Consider the following 13,163-nt stretch of genomic DNA (forward strand, 5'->3'; position numbering starts at 1 on the left):
GGTCCATGCGGGTGATGTTCGAAACGGAGCCACTCAGCATCCCCGTCATGCACCAACTCAGCGCAGAAAACCGAGCACGGCCTCCATGAATTCGGCGGGGTACTCGACGTTCGACAAGTGAACCGCGGGCAGAACAACCAGTTTCGCGCCGGGCACCGTCGCCGCGATCAGCTCGCTATGGCTGGCGGCTGTCACAGTGTCGTGCCGGCCGGCGATCACCAACGTTGGCCTGGAAATCAGCGCTGCGGTTCGGCGAAGGTCCGCATCGCGAACCGCCGCGAACAGACCAGCCAAGCCTTGCCGGTCGATAGCCAGCAGCATGGCGCGAAATTCCTCGATGACGGGCTCGTTGGCCGCCAGCATACGCGCAGGGAACCAGTTGCCCAGGAACATCTCGGCGGTTTCCGCCATGTCCGGCGCCTGCAGCACGGCGGCAATCCGCTCGTCAAACTGCTTTGCCGGTCCGAGGTAGGACGAGGTGTTGCTCAGGATCAAGCGTTCGATCCGCTCGGGCGCGTGGATGCCGAGCCACTGCCCGACGAAGCCGCCCAACGACAGACCGAGGAAGTGTACGCGTTCAATGGCCAAGGCATCGAGCAGCTCGATCACGTCGCGGCCAAGCCGGTCGAGCGAATAAGCACCGGCCGGAACGCTTGACCCTCCGTGGCCGCGAAAATCATAACGCAGAACACGGAAATGCTTCGACAGCTCGTTGACCTGCATGTCCCACATCCGCAGTGTGGTGGCGATGGAATTCGACAGCATCAGCACGGGGTTCCCGGCGTCGCCGTCGATGCGGTAGGCGATGCGTGTGCCATCGCCGACGGTCACGAAATCCAGCTCATTCATGGTGAATACACCTTCCTTCTTGGAGCGTTGAATGTGGCAAAGCCTAGTTGCGGCGCGCTTTTGATGATATTACAAAGATAGGACTATCTCTGTAATAGAAGCTGACATGGCCGAATTCACCCTGCACGACCTGCAATGCTTCGATGCCGTGGTCCGCTGCGGCGGCTTTCAGCCTGCGGCGGCCATGCTGCATCGCTCGCACCCGGCGGTGTTCGCAGCCGTTGCAAAGCTGGAGCGGCAACTCGACCTCGTTCTCTTGGATCGCAGCGGCTATCGCGTGCGCCCCACCGAGGCAGGGCTGTCGTTCCATCGCAGGGCACAATCGCTGCTGCGCGAGCTCGAGGGCTTGCGGCTTCATGCTGCTCAGCTGTCAATGGGCGAAGAAAGCGAGATCCATGTGGTGATCGGCGACCTGTGCCCGCGCCCGCAGGCACTGGGCATGCTCGGACGGTTCTTCGCCCAGTGTCCGGGCACACGCCTGCACCTGCATTTCGAGGCGGTGGGCGGCCCGTGGGAGCGCCTCTTCGATGACGAAGCCGATTTGATCCTGCACTGGATCGACAAGAGCGATCCGCGGGTGGAATGGATCGATCTGTGCAAGGTGCCCTTCGTCCCAGTAGTAGCGTCGGGCTTTCTGCCGGAGCGCATCAAGCACCCCATCACGCCGGATCAGATGCACGCGTTCACCCAATGTGTCATGCGCGACACGGCCCGCCATTCACCGCGACAAGACTACTTCATGATCGAGGGTGCGCCGCAATGCATGGTGGCCGATCAGGGTATGAAGAAGGAAATCATCCTGCAGGGCCTCGGATGGGGCCACATGCCCCGCTTCCTGATCGAGGATGAGCTGCGCGACGGACGCCTGCAATCCATGGCCGGCCGTCATCTGCCAGGCCGTACCGAGGAGTTGGTGGTGGCGCGCCGCCGCGACCGGCCGCACGGGCCGATCTCGAACCGTCTGTGGGATTATATCGAGCAAGAGGCGCCGACGTTGCGCCGAGCGCTCGAGCCCCGGCAACCTGTCCAGTAGGCGAAGCCGGGGCTCAGCGAGGCCGTTCGGAGGGCCGAACCAGCGGCCTTACCCGCTTAAGTTCATTGCTGCATAATCTGCAGCAGTGAACTGCATCCCATCACTATTCCCGCAGTTTGTGAGGCGGATTATTGATGTCGCAAGGAGTTGGCCATGAACCGCGCCGACCCCCGCCCAAGAGTGGTCCGAGCGGTCGGCATCCGCCCCGGCTGCGACGACGTAGTCTGGGACTAGCTTCATCTGCAATTCGAAGGACAAGACCATGAATATCGACCGTCGAACGTTCGGCATCGGCACCTTTAGTGCCGGCGCCCTGCTACTTTCCCCGATCAGCCTCTTTGGGAGCAACGCTGCGGCTATCGCCGCCCGGTCTCCGGCTTCGCTTGCGAGCGCCCACAGGTTCATGCTCGGCGACCTCGAGATCACAGCACTGAGCGACGGCTACCTCAATCTCGGCCTCGAACTCTTCCCTTCCGCAGATACGGCTGCCGCCGAAGCGCTGCTGGCAAAGGCATTCCTGCCAAAACCACTCCCGACCTCGGTCAATGCTTACCTTGTCACCAAAGGCGACAGACGGGTGCTGATCGATACCGGCACGGCATCGGCGATGGGGCCTATACTGGGACATATACCTGAGGCGCTCGCCGCCGCCGGCGTCAGGCCGGAAGAAATCGACACGGTAATCATCACCCACCTCCATCCCGACCATGCCAACGGCCTTGTCGGTATCGGCGGCAAGGCCGCCTTCCCGGCAGCGGAGGTCGTGGTTGCCGCGCCGGAATTCGCTTTCTGGCACGATGACGGGATCCGGTCCAAGGCGCCCGACCAGATGAAACCGTACTTCGAAATAGCGCGCAAATCGCTGGTGCCCTACCATGGCAAGGTCCGGAAGATCGAAGGCGAAGTCGAGATCGCGCCCGGGATCAGGGCGTTGCCTGCGCCTGGACACACGCCGGGGCATCTCGCGCTTCGAATTGGCTCTGGTGACGCCAACCTGCTGCTCTTCACTGACGTAATCCACGCCTCCGCGCTGCAATTTGCGCATCCGGAATGGGCAATCGCCTTCGACGTGGACCAGCAGGCCGCAATCGCCACACGCAAGAAGGTGCTCGACATGGTGTCGGCGGATGGCCTGCTCGTCGCAGGCATGCACCTGCCCTTTCCAGGCATCGGTCATGTTATTCGCGAGGGCAACGCCTATGCCTACGTCCCGACGCCCTGGCCCGCTTTGTGAAGCACGCCTATTGGTAAGCTTTCTTACCTCGGCCATGGAATGCAATCCTGCTGGTGCGCTCGTCTAGCTCCGCACAGCATCTTTTCAACACTGTCGACCGATAGCCGAACCTCAGGCCGCGACCTGTTCAGTGGCGCGTTGACCTGTCCGTGCCATGACGATACGGAATCGGACGATCGGCTTCGAGAGGATTGGCCAAATGGTGCATTACGCGGACGGGCGGCCGATCGGCGATCTGACGCTGCGCACGCTGGCCATGCCTTCCGACGCCAATGCGGCAGGCGACATTTTTGGCGGCTGGGTGATGGCGCAGATGGATCTCGCCTGCGGCATCCGCGCCGCCGAGCGCGCCAAGGGCCGCGTGGTGACGGCGGCGGTGAAGGAAATGTCCTTCGCCAAGCCGATGAAGATCGGCGACACGCTGTGCATCTATACGCATGTCGAACGCGTCGGCCGCACCTCGATGACGCTCAAGGTCGAGGCCTGGGCGCAGCGCTATCTCTCCGACCTGATGGAGAAGGTCACCCATGCCGACTTCGTCATGGTGGCGCTGGACGGCGAAGGCAAGCCGAAGGCGGTTCCGGCAGAAGGCTGACCCGGCCTGATTCCAGAAGACGGATTTAAACAGCCGTCTCTCCCGCGCGGGGGATGCGGACAGCGATCCCGCGTGGTCTTTGGCTAACGGGTTCCCGCATGCGCGCCTGCAGCGCGACCGACGGGATCTTGGGAGGAAAGACAATGCGTCAACACATGCTGAACGCTGCCCTGGCGGGTGCCTTTGCAGCCTTGCTCTGCCTGTCGTCCGCAAGCGCTTTTGCCGAGGTCAAAAAAGGCGATCCAGGCGCCACCTGCACGTCGGAAAACCGCACCATCAACGGGCAAGCGGCCAAGTGCGAGATCTGCTCGGCGACGAAATGCGACACCAGCGGCACGACGGTGAGCAATTGCCGCAAGGAGACGACCACGACCTGCACGATTGGCGGCAGGGTGGTCAGTCCCAACCCGAAATGGAACCGGATCGAGAAGCTGCCGAAGAGCAAGATGCAGTTACAGCAGTAGCGCTCATCCGAGGCTCCCCGACAGGTTCAAACCCTTGCAGCACAAGGGTTCAGCTGTGCATGGCGTCGAACTTCTCGCGCGCCGCCTTGACGCGCTCGGTGTTCTTGCGTGCCCATTCGCCGAGCGCATCGACCGGCACCAGCAGTTCGTAGCCAAGATCGGTCAATTCGTAGTCGACCCGCGGCGGGATGGTCGGGAACACGGTGCGCGTAACGAAGCCGTCGCGCTCGAGCCCGCGCAAGGTCGTGGTCAGCATCTTTTGCGAAATGCCGCCGACCGCGCTGCGCAGCTCGTTGAAACGCAGCGGCCCGTTGCCAAGCTTGCCGACCACGAGCACCGTCCATTTGTCGCCGACGCGCTGCAGGATTTCCGAGATGGCGCGGCAGTCCTCGGTGCGGTGCGGGTGCCTTGGTAACAAAAAAGTGCCTCCTTGCACATTGAGCGGCCAGTTACTCATATAGCTCAGGTATCTAAACGATACCAGTATTCCCGTAAGGAGAGCCCCCTCTATGTCAAAACCCAAAATCGCCATCATCATTGGTTCAACCCGCGCGGCCCGCTTTGCCGACGTCCCGACCCAATGGATTGCCAAGATAGCCAAGTCGCACGCCGACATCGACGTTGAAGTCGTCGACCTGCGCGATTTCCCGCTGCCGTTCTTCGATGAGGTCGCATCCTCCGCCTGGGCGCCGTCGCAGAACGAAGTGGCGCAGCGCTGGCAAAAGAAGGTCGCCGGATTCGACGGCTTCATCTTCACCGCTGCGGAATACAATCATGGCCCGACGGCCGTGCTGAAGAACGCCATCGACTACGCCGCCAACGAGTGGAACAAGAAGCCGGCCGGCTTCGTCGGCTATGGCAGCGTCGGTGGCGCGCGCGCGGTCGAGCAGCTGAGGCTGCATGCGGTCGAGTTGCAGATGGCGCCGGTGAAGTCCGCCGTACATATCGCCTGGGCCGATTTCCTTGCGGTCAAGCAAGGCGACAAGAAGCTCGATGAGTTCGAGCACCTCAACCAGGCGGCAACCGCGCTGGTCAACGACATTGCATGGTGGGCCAGGGTGCTGAAGACGGCGCGTCAGGCCGATGCCGTCGCCGAGGAAGTCAAGGCGGCCTGAGCACAGGTTCGAGCAGTCCTCCCAAGGATTAATTCTCCCAAGCATTGGGGCGGCGCATGCGCCGCCCTTTTTGTTCACACGGCATGGGCGTCCTGCGCTTGCCGTGGTCTGATGATGCAATCGGCAAGGCGGTCCATCTCATTCAGCTCGTCGGCGTGATGCTGGCCCCACTGGCAAAGTGCCAGCAGGATCGGCTCGAGGCTGAGGCCGAGCCGCGTCGCCGAATATTCGACGCGCGAAGGTATCTCGGCAAAGATCTCGCGGCGGACGAGGCCGTGCTCTTCCATTTCGCGAAGCTGCTGGATCAGCACTTTCTGGGTGATATCGGGCATCAGCGCCTGCAGCGTCGACAGCCGCCGGGGGCCGTCGAAGAGATGGTACAGGATGACCGCCTTCCAGCGGCCCGAAATCACTTTCAGCGCGCGCTCCGCCGGCAGCGTCGGCAGTCTCTTGATCAGCTTGGCCATGGTCACCTCCCGGTCAGCAGCGGACAAATCGGTGTGTAGTCGAAGCCAGGCAGATAGTGGCAAACAGCGGCCGATGCCAACAGCGATCGGTGCATGCGATGAGAGCCATTCAACTGAGCCGCTTCGGCGGGCCCGACGTTCTCGACATAGTCACGGTGCCGAAGCCTGAGCCGCAAGCCGGCGAGGTCTTGGTCCGCGTTCATGCGGCCGGGGTGAATTTCTTCGAAGTGCTGATGCGCGCGGATCGCTATGCGGTGACGCCGCAACTGCCGATGATCCCTGGCGTCGAGGCCGCCGGGATCGTGGAGGCGCTTGGGCAGCGGGTGGACGCTTCCTTGCTCGGCACGCGCGTCGCCGCGCCGTTGTTCGCCTCGAGCCGCCCGTTTGGCGGCTATGCCGAGTATGTGACGATCGACGCAAGCCTGGCCGTGCCCTTGCCGGATTCGCTCTCGTTCGAAAACGCGACGGCATTGATGGTGCAAGGACTGACGGCATTGTATCTATCGCGGCAAAGCCCGCCGGCCGGCAGATCGGTGCTGGTCGCCGCTGCCGCGGGCGGCGTCGGTTCGTTGCTCGTCCAGCTTGCCAAGCGCGCCGGCGCGAGCCGTGTCATCGCGGCAGCCGGCAGCAAGGCCAAGCTCGACCTTGCTTTGTCGCTGGGAGCCGATGCTGCCGTCGACTACAGCAACACGGATTGGCCGGTGCACGTCCGGGCAGCCACAGACGGCGCCGGCGTCGACATCATCTACGACATTGTCGGCGGCCCGCTGACGGCGGTTGCGCTGGAGGCTCTGGCACCTCGCGGAGAGTTGGTGTTTGCAGCACTTGGCAGATACGCGCTCGGCGCCCCGGAGATGGAGGCGATGATCGGCCGCAACCAGTCGCTGAAGGGTTTTGCCCTGCTGCCGTTGCTGTCTACGGACGGGCTCCGTGACGGCCTTTTGGAGCTTTTCGGTCTGGCCGCTGGTGGTCAGCTTGTGGTGACCAAAGGTGGCCGCTTCCCGCTCGACCAGGCCAGCCAGGCGCATCGCCTGCTGGAGGAGCGCAGCGCGACCGGCAAGGTCGTCTTGATACCTTAGTAGGTGCTCCGCAAGGATCCGGGGTTGTGCCGTACAGGCCGTCAGCGAACCCGGTAGAACGGATTTGGCAGCAGGAACAGCTTCTCCGCATGCCCCCCGAACAGGTCGGATGGCTGGTCACCGACATTGGCAATTATCGTGTAGCCGGCCTTTTCGATTTCGGCCCTTATGGGTGCCTTGAAATCTGCGGCGGAGCCGTATTTGGCCCCAGGCTGGACCATGTAAAGGTGCTCGTAGCCGGCATAGCCGGCCGACTGCAGGTTCTGTTCGGTTGCCTGACGCTGGTCCTCCGGACGTCCGGTGATGAAGAACACCGCGACTTTCGCCGTTCGCGCCTGCCGGAAAACCTCCAGCACGGCGTCGATGGCCGGATCCTTCGCAAGCTGATCCCAGGCGGCCCAGCCACAGGGACCATCGATTGCGATGTCGCAGGCGCCGCCGATCGGGCGGCCGAAATTGTCACGTGTGATCACTTCCCAGTTGGCCAAAGCCGTCTCGTCGATATCGAGCACCAGTGCGGGGCGAGGCACCTCCATTGCGCGCTTGATGACCCAGTCGCCTGCCTGCTTCGCCACAGCGGCAAGGTCGCGGTCATAGTCGCCGGAATCATGATAATTGGCAGCCGCCAGCATCGCATCGCCGACATTGGCTGGCTGGGACGGGCTTGTGAGAAGGAGCGAGTCGGAACGTGCCGGCGCAGGAACATTTGTGCCAATCATCAGCACGATTGCCCCGGCACGCGCAATTCTATTCCAACCAATCGCCCGCATCACGAGACTTTGCTGTCACGAGAAGTCGGCTGTCAAGCGAGGTCTTCCAAAGGTAGTGTCTCAGTTTGAAATTTGAAATATGCGAAAGCGCCTATCCCGGTTTGCTCGCCTAGGCGAAACCGCCTATGTGCTCAGCGGAAAGCATGGAAGGCACCCAATGTCAGATCCGATTCAGTTGCTACCATTCGCCTTGTTGACAGTCCTCACAGCAATCCCCGCGTGGGTGCTGTTTGGGCGACTAAGAATGTCTCGGGCGTGGGTGCTTCTCTCTGTGGTCCCGTTGGGAATGATAATCATTCTCTGGGTCGTCGCGTATAAGCGCTGGCCAATTCAGGAGGCAGCAATTGCCCACCGGACCTAAAGGCCAGAAGCGCCCCGCCGATGTGATCGGCAACGCCGTCCGCGTCATGCGCATGCAAGACTCCTGCGAGGAAGTCGTGCTTCGGTGGCCAGGCACGCCGCCACCGCCTGACTACGATGGACCGTCGTCTTAATTTCAAACTGAGACACTACCCTTCCACAGGTCCTCGAGACCGCGACGCTGAATTGGACATTCCAGATGCCGAATGTCTCTATGGGTTGCTGCACGCTACACGATTTCCGCCGTCGCGGTCTTTGCCTCCAAACAGGTGACGCACCGCCGGAACCGCCGGTCGAAATGCGTCACCCGAAAATCATGGCCGTCACGCGCTTTGCCGTGCCCTACGCCGCCTGAACGATCTCGACCAGTTCAACGTCGAACACGAGATCGCGCCCGGCCAACGGATGATTGCCGTCGAGCTTGACGCTGGTGTCGTCCACGCCGACGACTGTTACCGGCATCGGGCGCCCTTCCGGGGTTCTGACCTGCAGTCGAGCGCCGATATCGACATTGATGTTGTCTGGTACGCGGGCGCGGTCGACGGTCATGACCGCTTCGGGGCGGTGGGGGCCATAGGCGGCGTCGGCGGGAATGGTGACGGTGCTTTTCGCGCCCACCTCCATACCCTCGACATGGGTTTCGAGACCGGCGATCACTTGTCCTTCACCCAACGTGAATTGCAGCGGTTCGTTGCCGGAAGAATCGAACTGAGTGCCGTCAGCCAGGCGGCCATTGTAATTGATGCGCACGGTGTCGCCATTCTTGGCCTGTGTCATGATAGCCATCCTTTGAAAGTTTCGAGGGGCCGGCCAGAGCTCACGGTCCCGTCCTCGATCATCCACACACTTAGGTGCGCGGCGCGAAACGCTAAAACTAGGGACCTGGCTGCCGATGTAAACCCCGATTGCGCGACGCCGGCATGACCCGCCGGCGTTCGTCGCCTTCGGCAGCAGTGCACCGGTCTAGCAGTCATGCCGGCTCAGCCCATCCAGGCGGCGTGCAAATGGCGGCTAGATCAGGTTATGGCCGCCATCGATGCGGATCGTCTCGCCGGTCGTGAAGTCGCTTTCCATGAGGTAGAGGTAGGCGGCGGCGACGTCCGCAGCGGTCGGAATTTTTCTCGATGGCAACCGGGCAGCCATGTCGGCAAAGAAGCTGGATTTGGCTTCTCCAACAATGTCCCACATCGGTGTATCGACCCATCCGGGCGACACGACATTGACGCGCGTCGGGGCCAGTTCGAGCGCCAGGGCGCGGGCGAAGTAGCTGAATGAACCGGCAATCGCGGAGACGACCGAGCCTCCCGGCACCGGCGGCCGATCCTTATTTATTCCCGAGGTGAAGGTCATCGAGCCGCCGGCTTTCAGGGTGCGCACAGCATGCTTGGAGAGCATGACAGCGCCAATCAGCTTGTTATCGACGAAGCCTCGCACAGCCTCCATGTCGGTACTGCCGATCGGATCGCCGGGCGGCAGTGTTCCGGCGGTCGATACGAGGTGATCGAAGGGACCGACCTCGTCGAACAGGCGAGCGACGTCCGCTTCGTCGGTCATGTCGGCGACCACGCTGGTCACGCGGCCCGCATTGAGCGTCCGTTCGGCAGCCAGCAGTTTCTCGGGCGAGCGTCCGACGATCACGACCTTCGCTCCGCCGTTGAGAGCAGCTTCCGCGACGCCGAGACCGATGCCGGAACTACCGCCGCCGACGATGACTTTCCTGTCCACGAGCGATGTCATGAGGGTTCTCCGTTCGTTGCGATTGCGGTGAGGGTCAGGCCTTGCCCGCATAGGCGGCTTCGAGGTCGGCGATGATGATCTTGCGCATCCCGTACATCGCCTGCCGGACGCGGTTGGCCTTTTCGCGATCCGGATCGGCACTGAGCCGCGGCAGGATTTCCGGGATGACCTGCCAGTAGACGCCGTATCTGTCGGTGAGCCAGCCGCAGGGTTGTGCCTTGCCGCCGCCGGCGGTGAGCGCCTCATAGTAGTAGTCGGTCTCGGCCTGGTCCCTGGTCTCGATGTAAAGCGAGAGCCGCTCGTTGAAGGGCGGCTGCGGCCCGGCATTGAGCGCAGTAAGGTGCAGTCCTTCGAGCTCGAAATCGAAGGTGGCATGCGGGACCGTCTTGTTGGTTCCGGACACCCAGTCGGTGTATTCGATGGTCTGGAGCGCTTTGCTGTTCTTGAAGACCGAGAGATAGAAATCGCGGGCTTGCTCCGCGTCGATGTTGAACCAGAGGAATGGGTGGATGGTGGCCATGTCCGTTCTCCATTAATTCCTTGCGACAGCGATCTTTGGCGAAGAGCCTGTCCGCTGTTGCTTTCGTTCAGGCTAGCGGTGGTCCGACGGCCGATAGACCGAACCGTCCCAGTCGCGGGCAAACCCGAGGTCTTCGAGCCGGCGGGTCGAGAAGCGTGCAATCTGCCGCCCGGTCCGGCGCCGGCTGCTCGAGGCGAGAATGCGGCCGGCCATGCCGGTCAGGACGTCGACGATGGGTTCAACTCGTTTGGCGTTCATGGTGCTCTCCCAGAGTGGCGGCAGTTTTGGTTTCAGCAGTTGCCCCGCGACTTTCGTCAGCGAGAGTATCAGTCACATCAAACTCGCCTTTTGCAGCGGCGGTGAATGACTGATTACGCGAGCAAACATGCCGGCTTCTGGCCTGGACGACAAACGACTTATCGGCGACAATCTGTGAGCATCACTCACACGTACAGGTATCGATCCATGCCCCGGAAGCTGCCTCCCCTCACCACTTTGCCAAGTTTCGAGGCTGCGGCGCGCCTGTTGAGTTTCTCCAAGGCGGCAGAGGAACTTCATGTCACCCACGGTGCGATCAGCCGGGCGATCAAGAATCTTGAGGATCAGCTCGGTGTGCAGCTGTTCGAGCGCGGTACGCGTTCGGTGAGTCTGACAGCCGTTGGCGAGCCCTATGCGCGGGCGGTGCGCGAGGCGCTCGCCCAGTTGGCCACCGCCACCGCGGCAGCAACAGCCCGCTATTCGAGCTCGACATTGAACGTCAGCACCTCCGATGGCTTCGCGGGCAGATGGCTGGTGCCGCGCCTCTATCGCTTTCACCGTGCGCATGGCGACGTCGATGTGCGGGTTTCGACAAGCGGGAAGCTGACCAACTTCCTCGGCGACGGCATCGATGTCGCCGTCCGTTATGGCAACGGAAACTATCCGGGGCTCACGTCAGAGTTCCTCACCGGCGAGGAGGTGTTTCCAGTGTGCAGCCCAAAGCTTCTTGAGGGTGCACATCCGCTCCGCACGCCTCAGGACCTCAAACACCACACGCTGATCCGCGACAGCTTTCCGATCGACTGGGCGACCTGGCTAGCAAGCGCCGGGGTCGAGGGCGTGGACCCGCAGAGCGGGATTACCTTCGACTCTGCCACCTTTGCCATGGAGTCGGCCGCACAAGGCGAGGGGGTGGTGCTCGGCCGGACCATGCTCGTTGCGGCCGACCTTGCCGCCGGGCGACTCGTCCGCCCCTTCGGCCACGCCCTGAAATCCCCCTCCAGCTTCTATTTCGTCTACCCGCCAGAGGCGATCCGTCAGCGCAAAGTCAAGGCTTTTCGGGATTGGCTGCTCTCAGAAGTCGCGCCGCAAATGGACTGACGGGAAGGCCGAGAGAACAGGATCGTCTACATCGAGTGGTTACTATCCGCTCGCCCGAAACGCGGTGACGATCCAGGCACGCGAGTCGAAAAGCACACCGTCCGCGGTCAAATGTGCGTCGAGCAGATCGCGCAACCGCCGCAGCGCCGCGTCGACATCCACATCCGCGCGGGCGAGCGGATCCTTGACCAGTTGCAGGCCAAGCAAAGCGTCATAGGCCGCATCGACGTCCTGGCCGTAGAAGACCGGCTCATGCACTTCGGCAAAGTCCACCGAAACAAAACCGGATGCACGCAAGATCTCCGCGGTGATGGCGGGGTCGCCAAGCGAAAACGGGGTGGCGGCGCCCGCCGATATGGCGGTCCCCGGCGCAATCGCCCGCTGAATGGTAGTCGCCCACTCGTTGCGGCCCTCGCACTGCCATACCATCCATACAAGACGCGCCCCTGGTCGCAACGCCCGGCCGATGTTGGCGAACGCCGCCGCGGGGTCGGCAAAGAACATCACTCCAAATCGACTAATGCACAGATCGAAACCGGCAGGCGGAAATACCAACAATTGCGCATCGCCCCGCTCAAAGGCGACGTTTCGCAATCCCTCTTTCGCGCTACACTTCCGGGCGATCTCGAGCATCTCGGCCGATACGTCCACGCCGAGCACGCTGCCTTCCACCGCGACACGGGCAGCATCACGAGAGGATTGTCCCGAACCGCATCCGATATCGAGCACGCGATCGCGCGTTCCCACCTTGACCGCAGCCCTGAAGACCTCGTTGTGCCGTCGCAGTTCGGCGTCGTAAAACGCAGCGCAGTTCAGCACCATCGCACGCCTGCCTGGAGATGATGGGCCGGCAGCATTTCCGGCCGCTCTGCCCTGATCTTTTCGCGTCGGGCCACCCCCGAACTGTCAGCCGCGCCGCGCCGCCTCGATCGCTGCAACGTCGATTTTCTTCATCTCCATCATCGCCTCGAATGCGCGCTTTGCTTCATCGCCGCCGGCGGCCATGGCTTCGGTCAGCACGCGCGGCGTGATTTGCCAGGAGATGCCCCATTTGTCCTTGCACCAGCCGCAGGCACTTTCCTGGCCGCCATTGCCGACGATTGCGTTCCAATAGCGGTCGGTCTCCTGCTGATCGTCGGTGGCGATCTGGAAGGAGAAGGCTTCGTTGTGTTTAAACGCGGGCCCGCCATTGAGGCCGAGACAGGGGATGCCGGCGACCGTGAACTCGACCGTCAGCACGTCGCCTGCCTTGCCGGACGGGTAGTCGCTGGGAGCGCGGTGGACGGATTTCACCGAACTGTCGGGAAAAATCTCGGAATAGAAGCGGGCCGCAGCCTCGGCGTCCTTGTCGTACCAAAGGCAGATCGTGTTCTTGGCGATTGTCATTGCTGGTCCCTTTGCTTTCGAAATCAATCTGGGCTTTTGAAATCAACCCGGGTTTTTCACAGCTGGCCTCGGCGTTGCACCGGACATGGAAATGCGCTCGTGCCATCGACGTTCCGACAGCAGCAGCTGCCCGGAATAAGGTACCACGGCTGGTGCTTTCAGGACCAGATGCGGGCAGTGACTCGAACCGGCGAT

Annotated in this window: 17 protein-coding genes; 7 read left to right on the plus strand and 10 right to left on the minus strand. The window is 62.3% G+C overall.

What is annotated here, in order from left to right:
• Window positions 1-57: 57 nt before the first annotated feature.
• Entirely contained in the window at window positions 58-849 is a 792-nt protein-coding gene (locus tag NKH16_RS14020; protein ID WP_352743239.1) for an alpha/beta fold hydrolase, read from the minus strand.
• Between the two features lie 106 nt (window positions 850-955).
• Between NKH16_RS14020 and NKH16_RS14025 the strand changes: the two genes are divergently transcribed.
• The 4 genes from NKH16_RS14025 (at window position 956) to NKH16_RS14040 (ending at window position 4,175) form a co-directional block, all read left to right on the plus strand.
• A complete protein-coding gene (locus NKH16_RS14025) occupies window positions 956-1,882 on the plus strand; it encodes a LysR family transcriptional regulator (RefSeq protein WP_352743237.1) in 927 nt (308 codons plus the stop codon).
• Window positions 1,883-2,144: 262 nt separating this feature from the next.
• The gene (locus NKH16_RS14030) at window positions 2,145-3,116 is read left to right on the plus strand and encodes an MBL fold metallo-hydrolase (protein WP_352743236.1); all 972 of its coding nucleotides are present in this window, start codon (window positions 2,145-2,147) and stop codon (window positions 3,114-3,116) included.
• 199 nt (window positions 3,117-3,315) lie between these two features.
• Window positions 3,316-3,711, plus strand: a complete 396-nt coding sequence (locus tag NKH16_RS14035; protein ID WP_023678380.1) for an acyl-CoA thioesterase — start codon at window positions 3,316-3,318, stop codon at window positions 3,709-3,711.
• A gap of 143 nt (window positions 3,712-3,854) precedes the next feature.
• A complete protein-coding gene (locus NKH16_RS14040; protein WP_352450467.1) occupies window positions 3,855-4,175 on the plus strand; it encodes a hypothetical protein in 321 nt (106 codons plus the stop codon).
• Between the two features lie 49 nt (window positions 4,176-4,224).
• On the opposite strand, the gene NKH16_RS14045 is transcribed toward NKH16_RS14040, so the two are convergent.
• Window positions 4,225-4,593: a winged helix-turn-helix transcriptional regulator gene (locus tag NKH16_RS14045; RefSeq protein WP_023678378.1), complete on the minus strand. Its 369-nt coding sequence runs from the start codon at window positions 4,591-4,593 to the stop codon at window positions 4,225-4,227.
• 91 nt (window positions 4,594-4,684) lie between these two features.
• Between NKH16_RS14045 and NKH16_RS14050 the strand changes: the two genes are divergently transcribed.
• Entirely contained in the window at window positions 4,685-5,290 is a 606-nt protein-coding gene (locus tag NKH16_RS14050; protein ID WP_352743234.1) for an NADPH-dependent FMN reductase, read from the plus strand.
• 74 nt (window positions 5,291-5,364) lie between these two features.
• On the opposite strand, the gene NKH16_RS14055 is transcribed toward NKH16_RS14050, so the two are convergent.
• Window positions 5,365-5,757 carry a winged helix-turn-helix transcriptional regulator gene (locus NKH16_RS14055; RefSeq protein WP_352743233.1) on the minus strand — a complete coding sequence of 131 codons (393 nt, stop codon included), beginning with the start codon at window positions 5,755-5,757 and terminating at the stop codon, window positions 5,365-5,367.
• 98 nt (window positions 5,758-5,855) lie between these two features.
• On the opposite strand from NKH16_RS14055, the gene NKH16_RS14060 reads away from it, so the two are divergent.
• Window positions 5,856-6,836, plus strand: coding sequence for a quinone oxidoreductase family protein (locus NKH16_RS14060; protein ID WP_352743231.1), 981 nt, complete (start codon window positions 5,856-5,858; stop codon window positions 6,834-6,836).
• A gap of 41 nt (window positions 6,837-6,877) precedes the next feature.
• Here the strand turns inward: NKH16_RS14060 and NKH16_RS14065 are convergent, their stop codons facing one another.
• The 5 genes from NKH16_RS14065 to NKH16_RS14085 form a co-directional block, all read right to left on the minus strand.
• Window positions 6,878-7,555: an HAD family acid phosphatase gene (locus NKH16_RS14065; protein ID WP_352450462.1), complete on the minus strand. Its 678-nt coding sequence runs from the start codon at window positions 7,553-7,555 to the stop codon at window positions 6,878-6,880.
• A 753-nt stretch (window positions 7,556-8,308) separates the two neighbouring features.
• On the minus strand, window positions 8,309-8,743 hold the full coding sequence (locus NKH16_RS14070) for an FKBP-type peptidyl-prolyl cis-trans isomerase (RefSeq protein ID WP_352450461.1): 435 nt from the start codon (window positions 8,741-8,743) through the stop codon (window positions 8,309-8,311).
• A 234-nt stretch (window positions 8,744-8,977) separates the two neighbouring features.
• Window positions 8,978-9,703 carry an SDR family oxidoreductase gene (locus NKH16_RS14075; RefSeq protein ID WP_352899887.1) on the minus strand — a complete coding sequence of 242 codons (726 nt, stop codon included), beginning with the start codon at window positions 9,701-9,703 and terminating at the stop codon, window positions 8,978-8,980.
• Window positions 9,704-9,737: 34 nt separating this feature from the next.
• The gene (locus tag NKH16_RS14080; protein WP_352743229.1) at window positions 9,738-10,223 is read right to left on the minus strand and encodes a VOC family protein; all 486 of its coding nucleotides are present in this window, start codon (window positions 10,221-10,223) and stop codon (window positions 9,738-9,740) included.
• A gap of 72 nt (window positions 10,224-10,295) precedes the next feature.
• Window positions 10,296-10,481 carry a DUF1127 domain-containing protein gene (locus tag NKH16_RS14085; RefSeq protein WP_352567970.1) on the minus strand — a complete coding sequence of 62 codons (186 nt, stop codon included), beginning with the start codon at window positions 10,479-10,481 and terminating at the stop codon, window positions 10,296-10,298.
• 207 nt (window positions 10,482-10,688) lie between these two features.
• On the opposite strand from NKH16_RS14085, the gene gcvA reads away from it, so the two are divergent.
• Window positions 10,689-11,582 (plus strand): transcriptional regulator GcvA, encoded by an 894-nt coding sequence (gene gcvA / locus NKH16_RS14090; protein WP_352615639.1) that lies wholly within the window; start codon window positions 10,689-10,691, stop codon window positions 11,580-11,582.
• A gap of 42 nt (window positions 11,583-11,624) precedes the next feature.
• Here the strand turns inward: gcvA and NKH16_RS14095 are convergent, their stop codons facing one another.
• The gene (locus tag NKH16_RS14095; RefSeq protein ID WP_352743227.1) at window positions 11,625-12,404 is read right to left on the minus strand and encodes a class I SAM-dependent methyltransferase; all 780 of its coding nucleotides are present in this window, start codon (window positions 12,402-12,404) and stop codon (window positions 11,625-11,627) included.
• A gap of 84 nt (window positions 12,405-12,488) precedes the next feature.
• Window positions 12,489-12,962: a VOC family protein gene (locus NKH16_RS14100; RefSeq protein WP_352450557.1), complete on the minus strand. Its 474-nt coding sequence runs from the start codon at window positions 12,960-12,962 to the stop codon at window positions 12,489-12,491.
• Between the last annotated feature and the right edge of the window lie 201 nt (window positions 12,963-13,163).

This window comes from Mesorhizobium sp. M1307, from assembly GCF_040318155.1.
Taxonomy (GTDB): Bacteria; Pseudomonadota; Alphaproteobacteria; order Rhizobiales; family Rhizobiaceae; genus Mesorhizobium.

What these genes read in the sequence shown, in the direction of transcription:
- NKH16_RS14020 (WP_352743239.1), bottom strand. Translation starts at nt 849, where the DNA reads ATGAATGAGCTGGATTTCGTGACCGTCGGCGATGGCACACGCATCGCC.
- NKH16_RS14025 (WP_352743237.1), top strand. Translation starts at nt 956, where the DNA reads ATGGCCGAATTCACCCTGCACGACCTGCAATGCTTCGATGCCGTGGTC.
- NKH16_RS14030 (WP_352743236.1), top strand. Translation starts at nt 2,145, where the DNA reads ATGAATATCGACCGTCGAACGTTCGGCATCGGCACCTTTAGTGCCGGC.
- NKH16_RS14035 (WP_023678380.1), top strand. Translation starts at nt 3,316, where the DNA reads ATGGTGCATTACGCGGACGGGCGGCCGATCGGCGATCTGACGCTGCGC.
- NKH16_RS14040 (WP_352450467.1), top strand. Translation starts at nt 3,855, where the DNA reads ATGCGTCAACACATGCTGAACGCTGCCCTGGCGGGTGCCTTTGCAGCC.
- NKH16_RS14050 (WP_352743234.1), top strand. Translation starts at nt 4,685, where the DNA reads ATGTCAAAACCCAAAATCGCCATCATCATTGGTTCAACCCGCGCGGCC.
- NKH16_RS14055 (WP_352743233.1), bottom strand. Translation starts at nt 5,757, where the DNA reads ATGGCCAAGCTGATCAAGAGACTGCCGACGCTGCCGGCGGAGCGCGCG.
- NKH16_RS14060 (WP_352743231.1), top strand. Translation starts at nt 5,856, where the DNA reads ATGAGAGCCATTCAACTGAGCCGCTTCGGCGGGCCCGACGTTCTCGAC.
- NKH16_RS14065 (WP_352450462.1), bottom strand. Translation starts at nt 7,555, where the DNA reads ATGATTGGCACAAATGTTCCTGCGCCGGCACGTTCCGACTCGCTCCTT.
- NKH16_RS14070 (WP_352450461.1), bottom strand. Translation starts at nt 8,743, where the DNA reads ATGACACAGGCCAAGAATGGCGACACCGTGCGCATCAATTACAATGGC.
- NKH16_RS14075 (WP_352899887.1), bottom strand. Translation starts at nt 9,703, where the DNA reads ATGACATCGCTCGTGGACAGGAAAGTCATCGTCGGCGGCGGTAGTTCC.
- NKH16_RS14080 (WP_352743229.1), bottom strand. Translation starts at nt 10,223, where the DNA reads ATGGCCACCATCCACCCATTCCTCTGGTTCAACATCGACGCGGAGCAA.
- NKH16_RS14085 (WP_352567970.1), bottom strand. Translation starts at nt 10,481, where the DNA reads ATGAACGCCAAACGAGTTGAACCCATCGTCGACGTCCTGACCGGCATG.
- gcvA (WP_352615639.1), top strand. Translation starts at nt 10,689, where the DNA reads ATGCCCCGGAAGCTGCCTCCCCTCACCACTTTGCCAAGTTTCGAGGCT.
- NKH16_RS14095 (WP_352743227.1), bottom strand. Translation starts at nt 12,404, where the DNA reads ATGGTGCTGAACTGCGCTGCGTTTTACGACGCCGAACTGCGACGGCAC.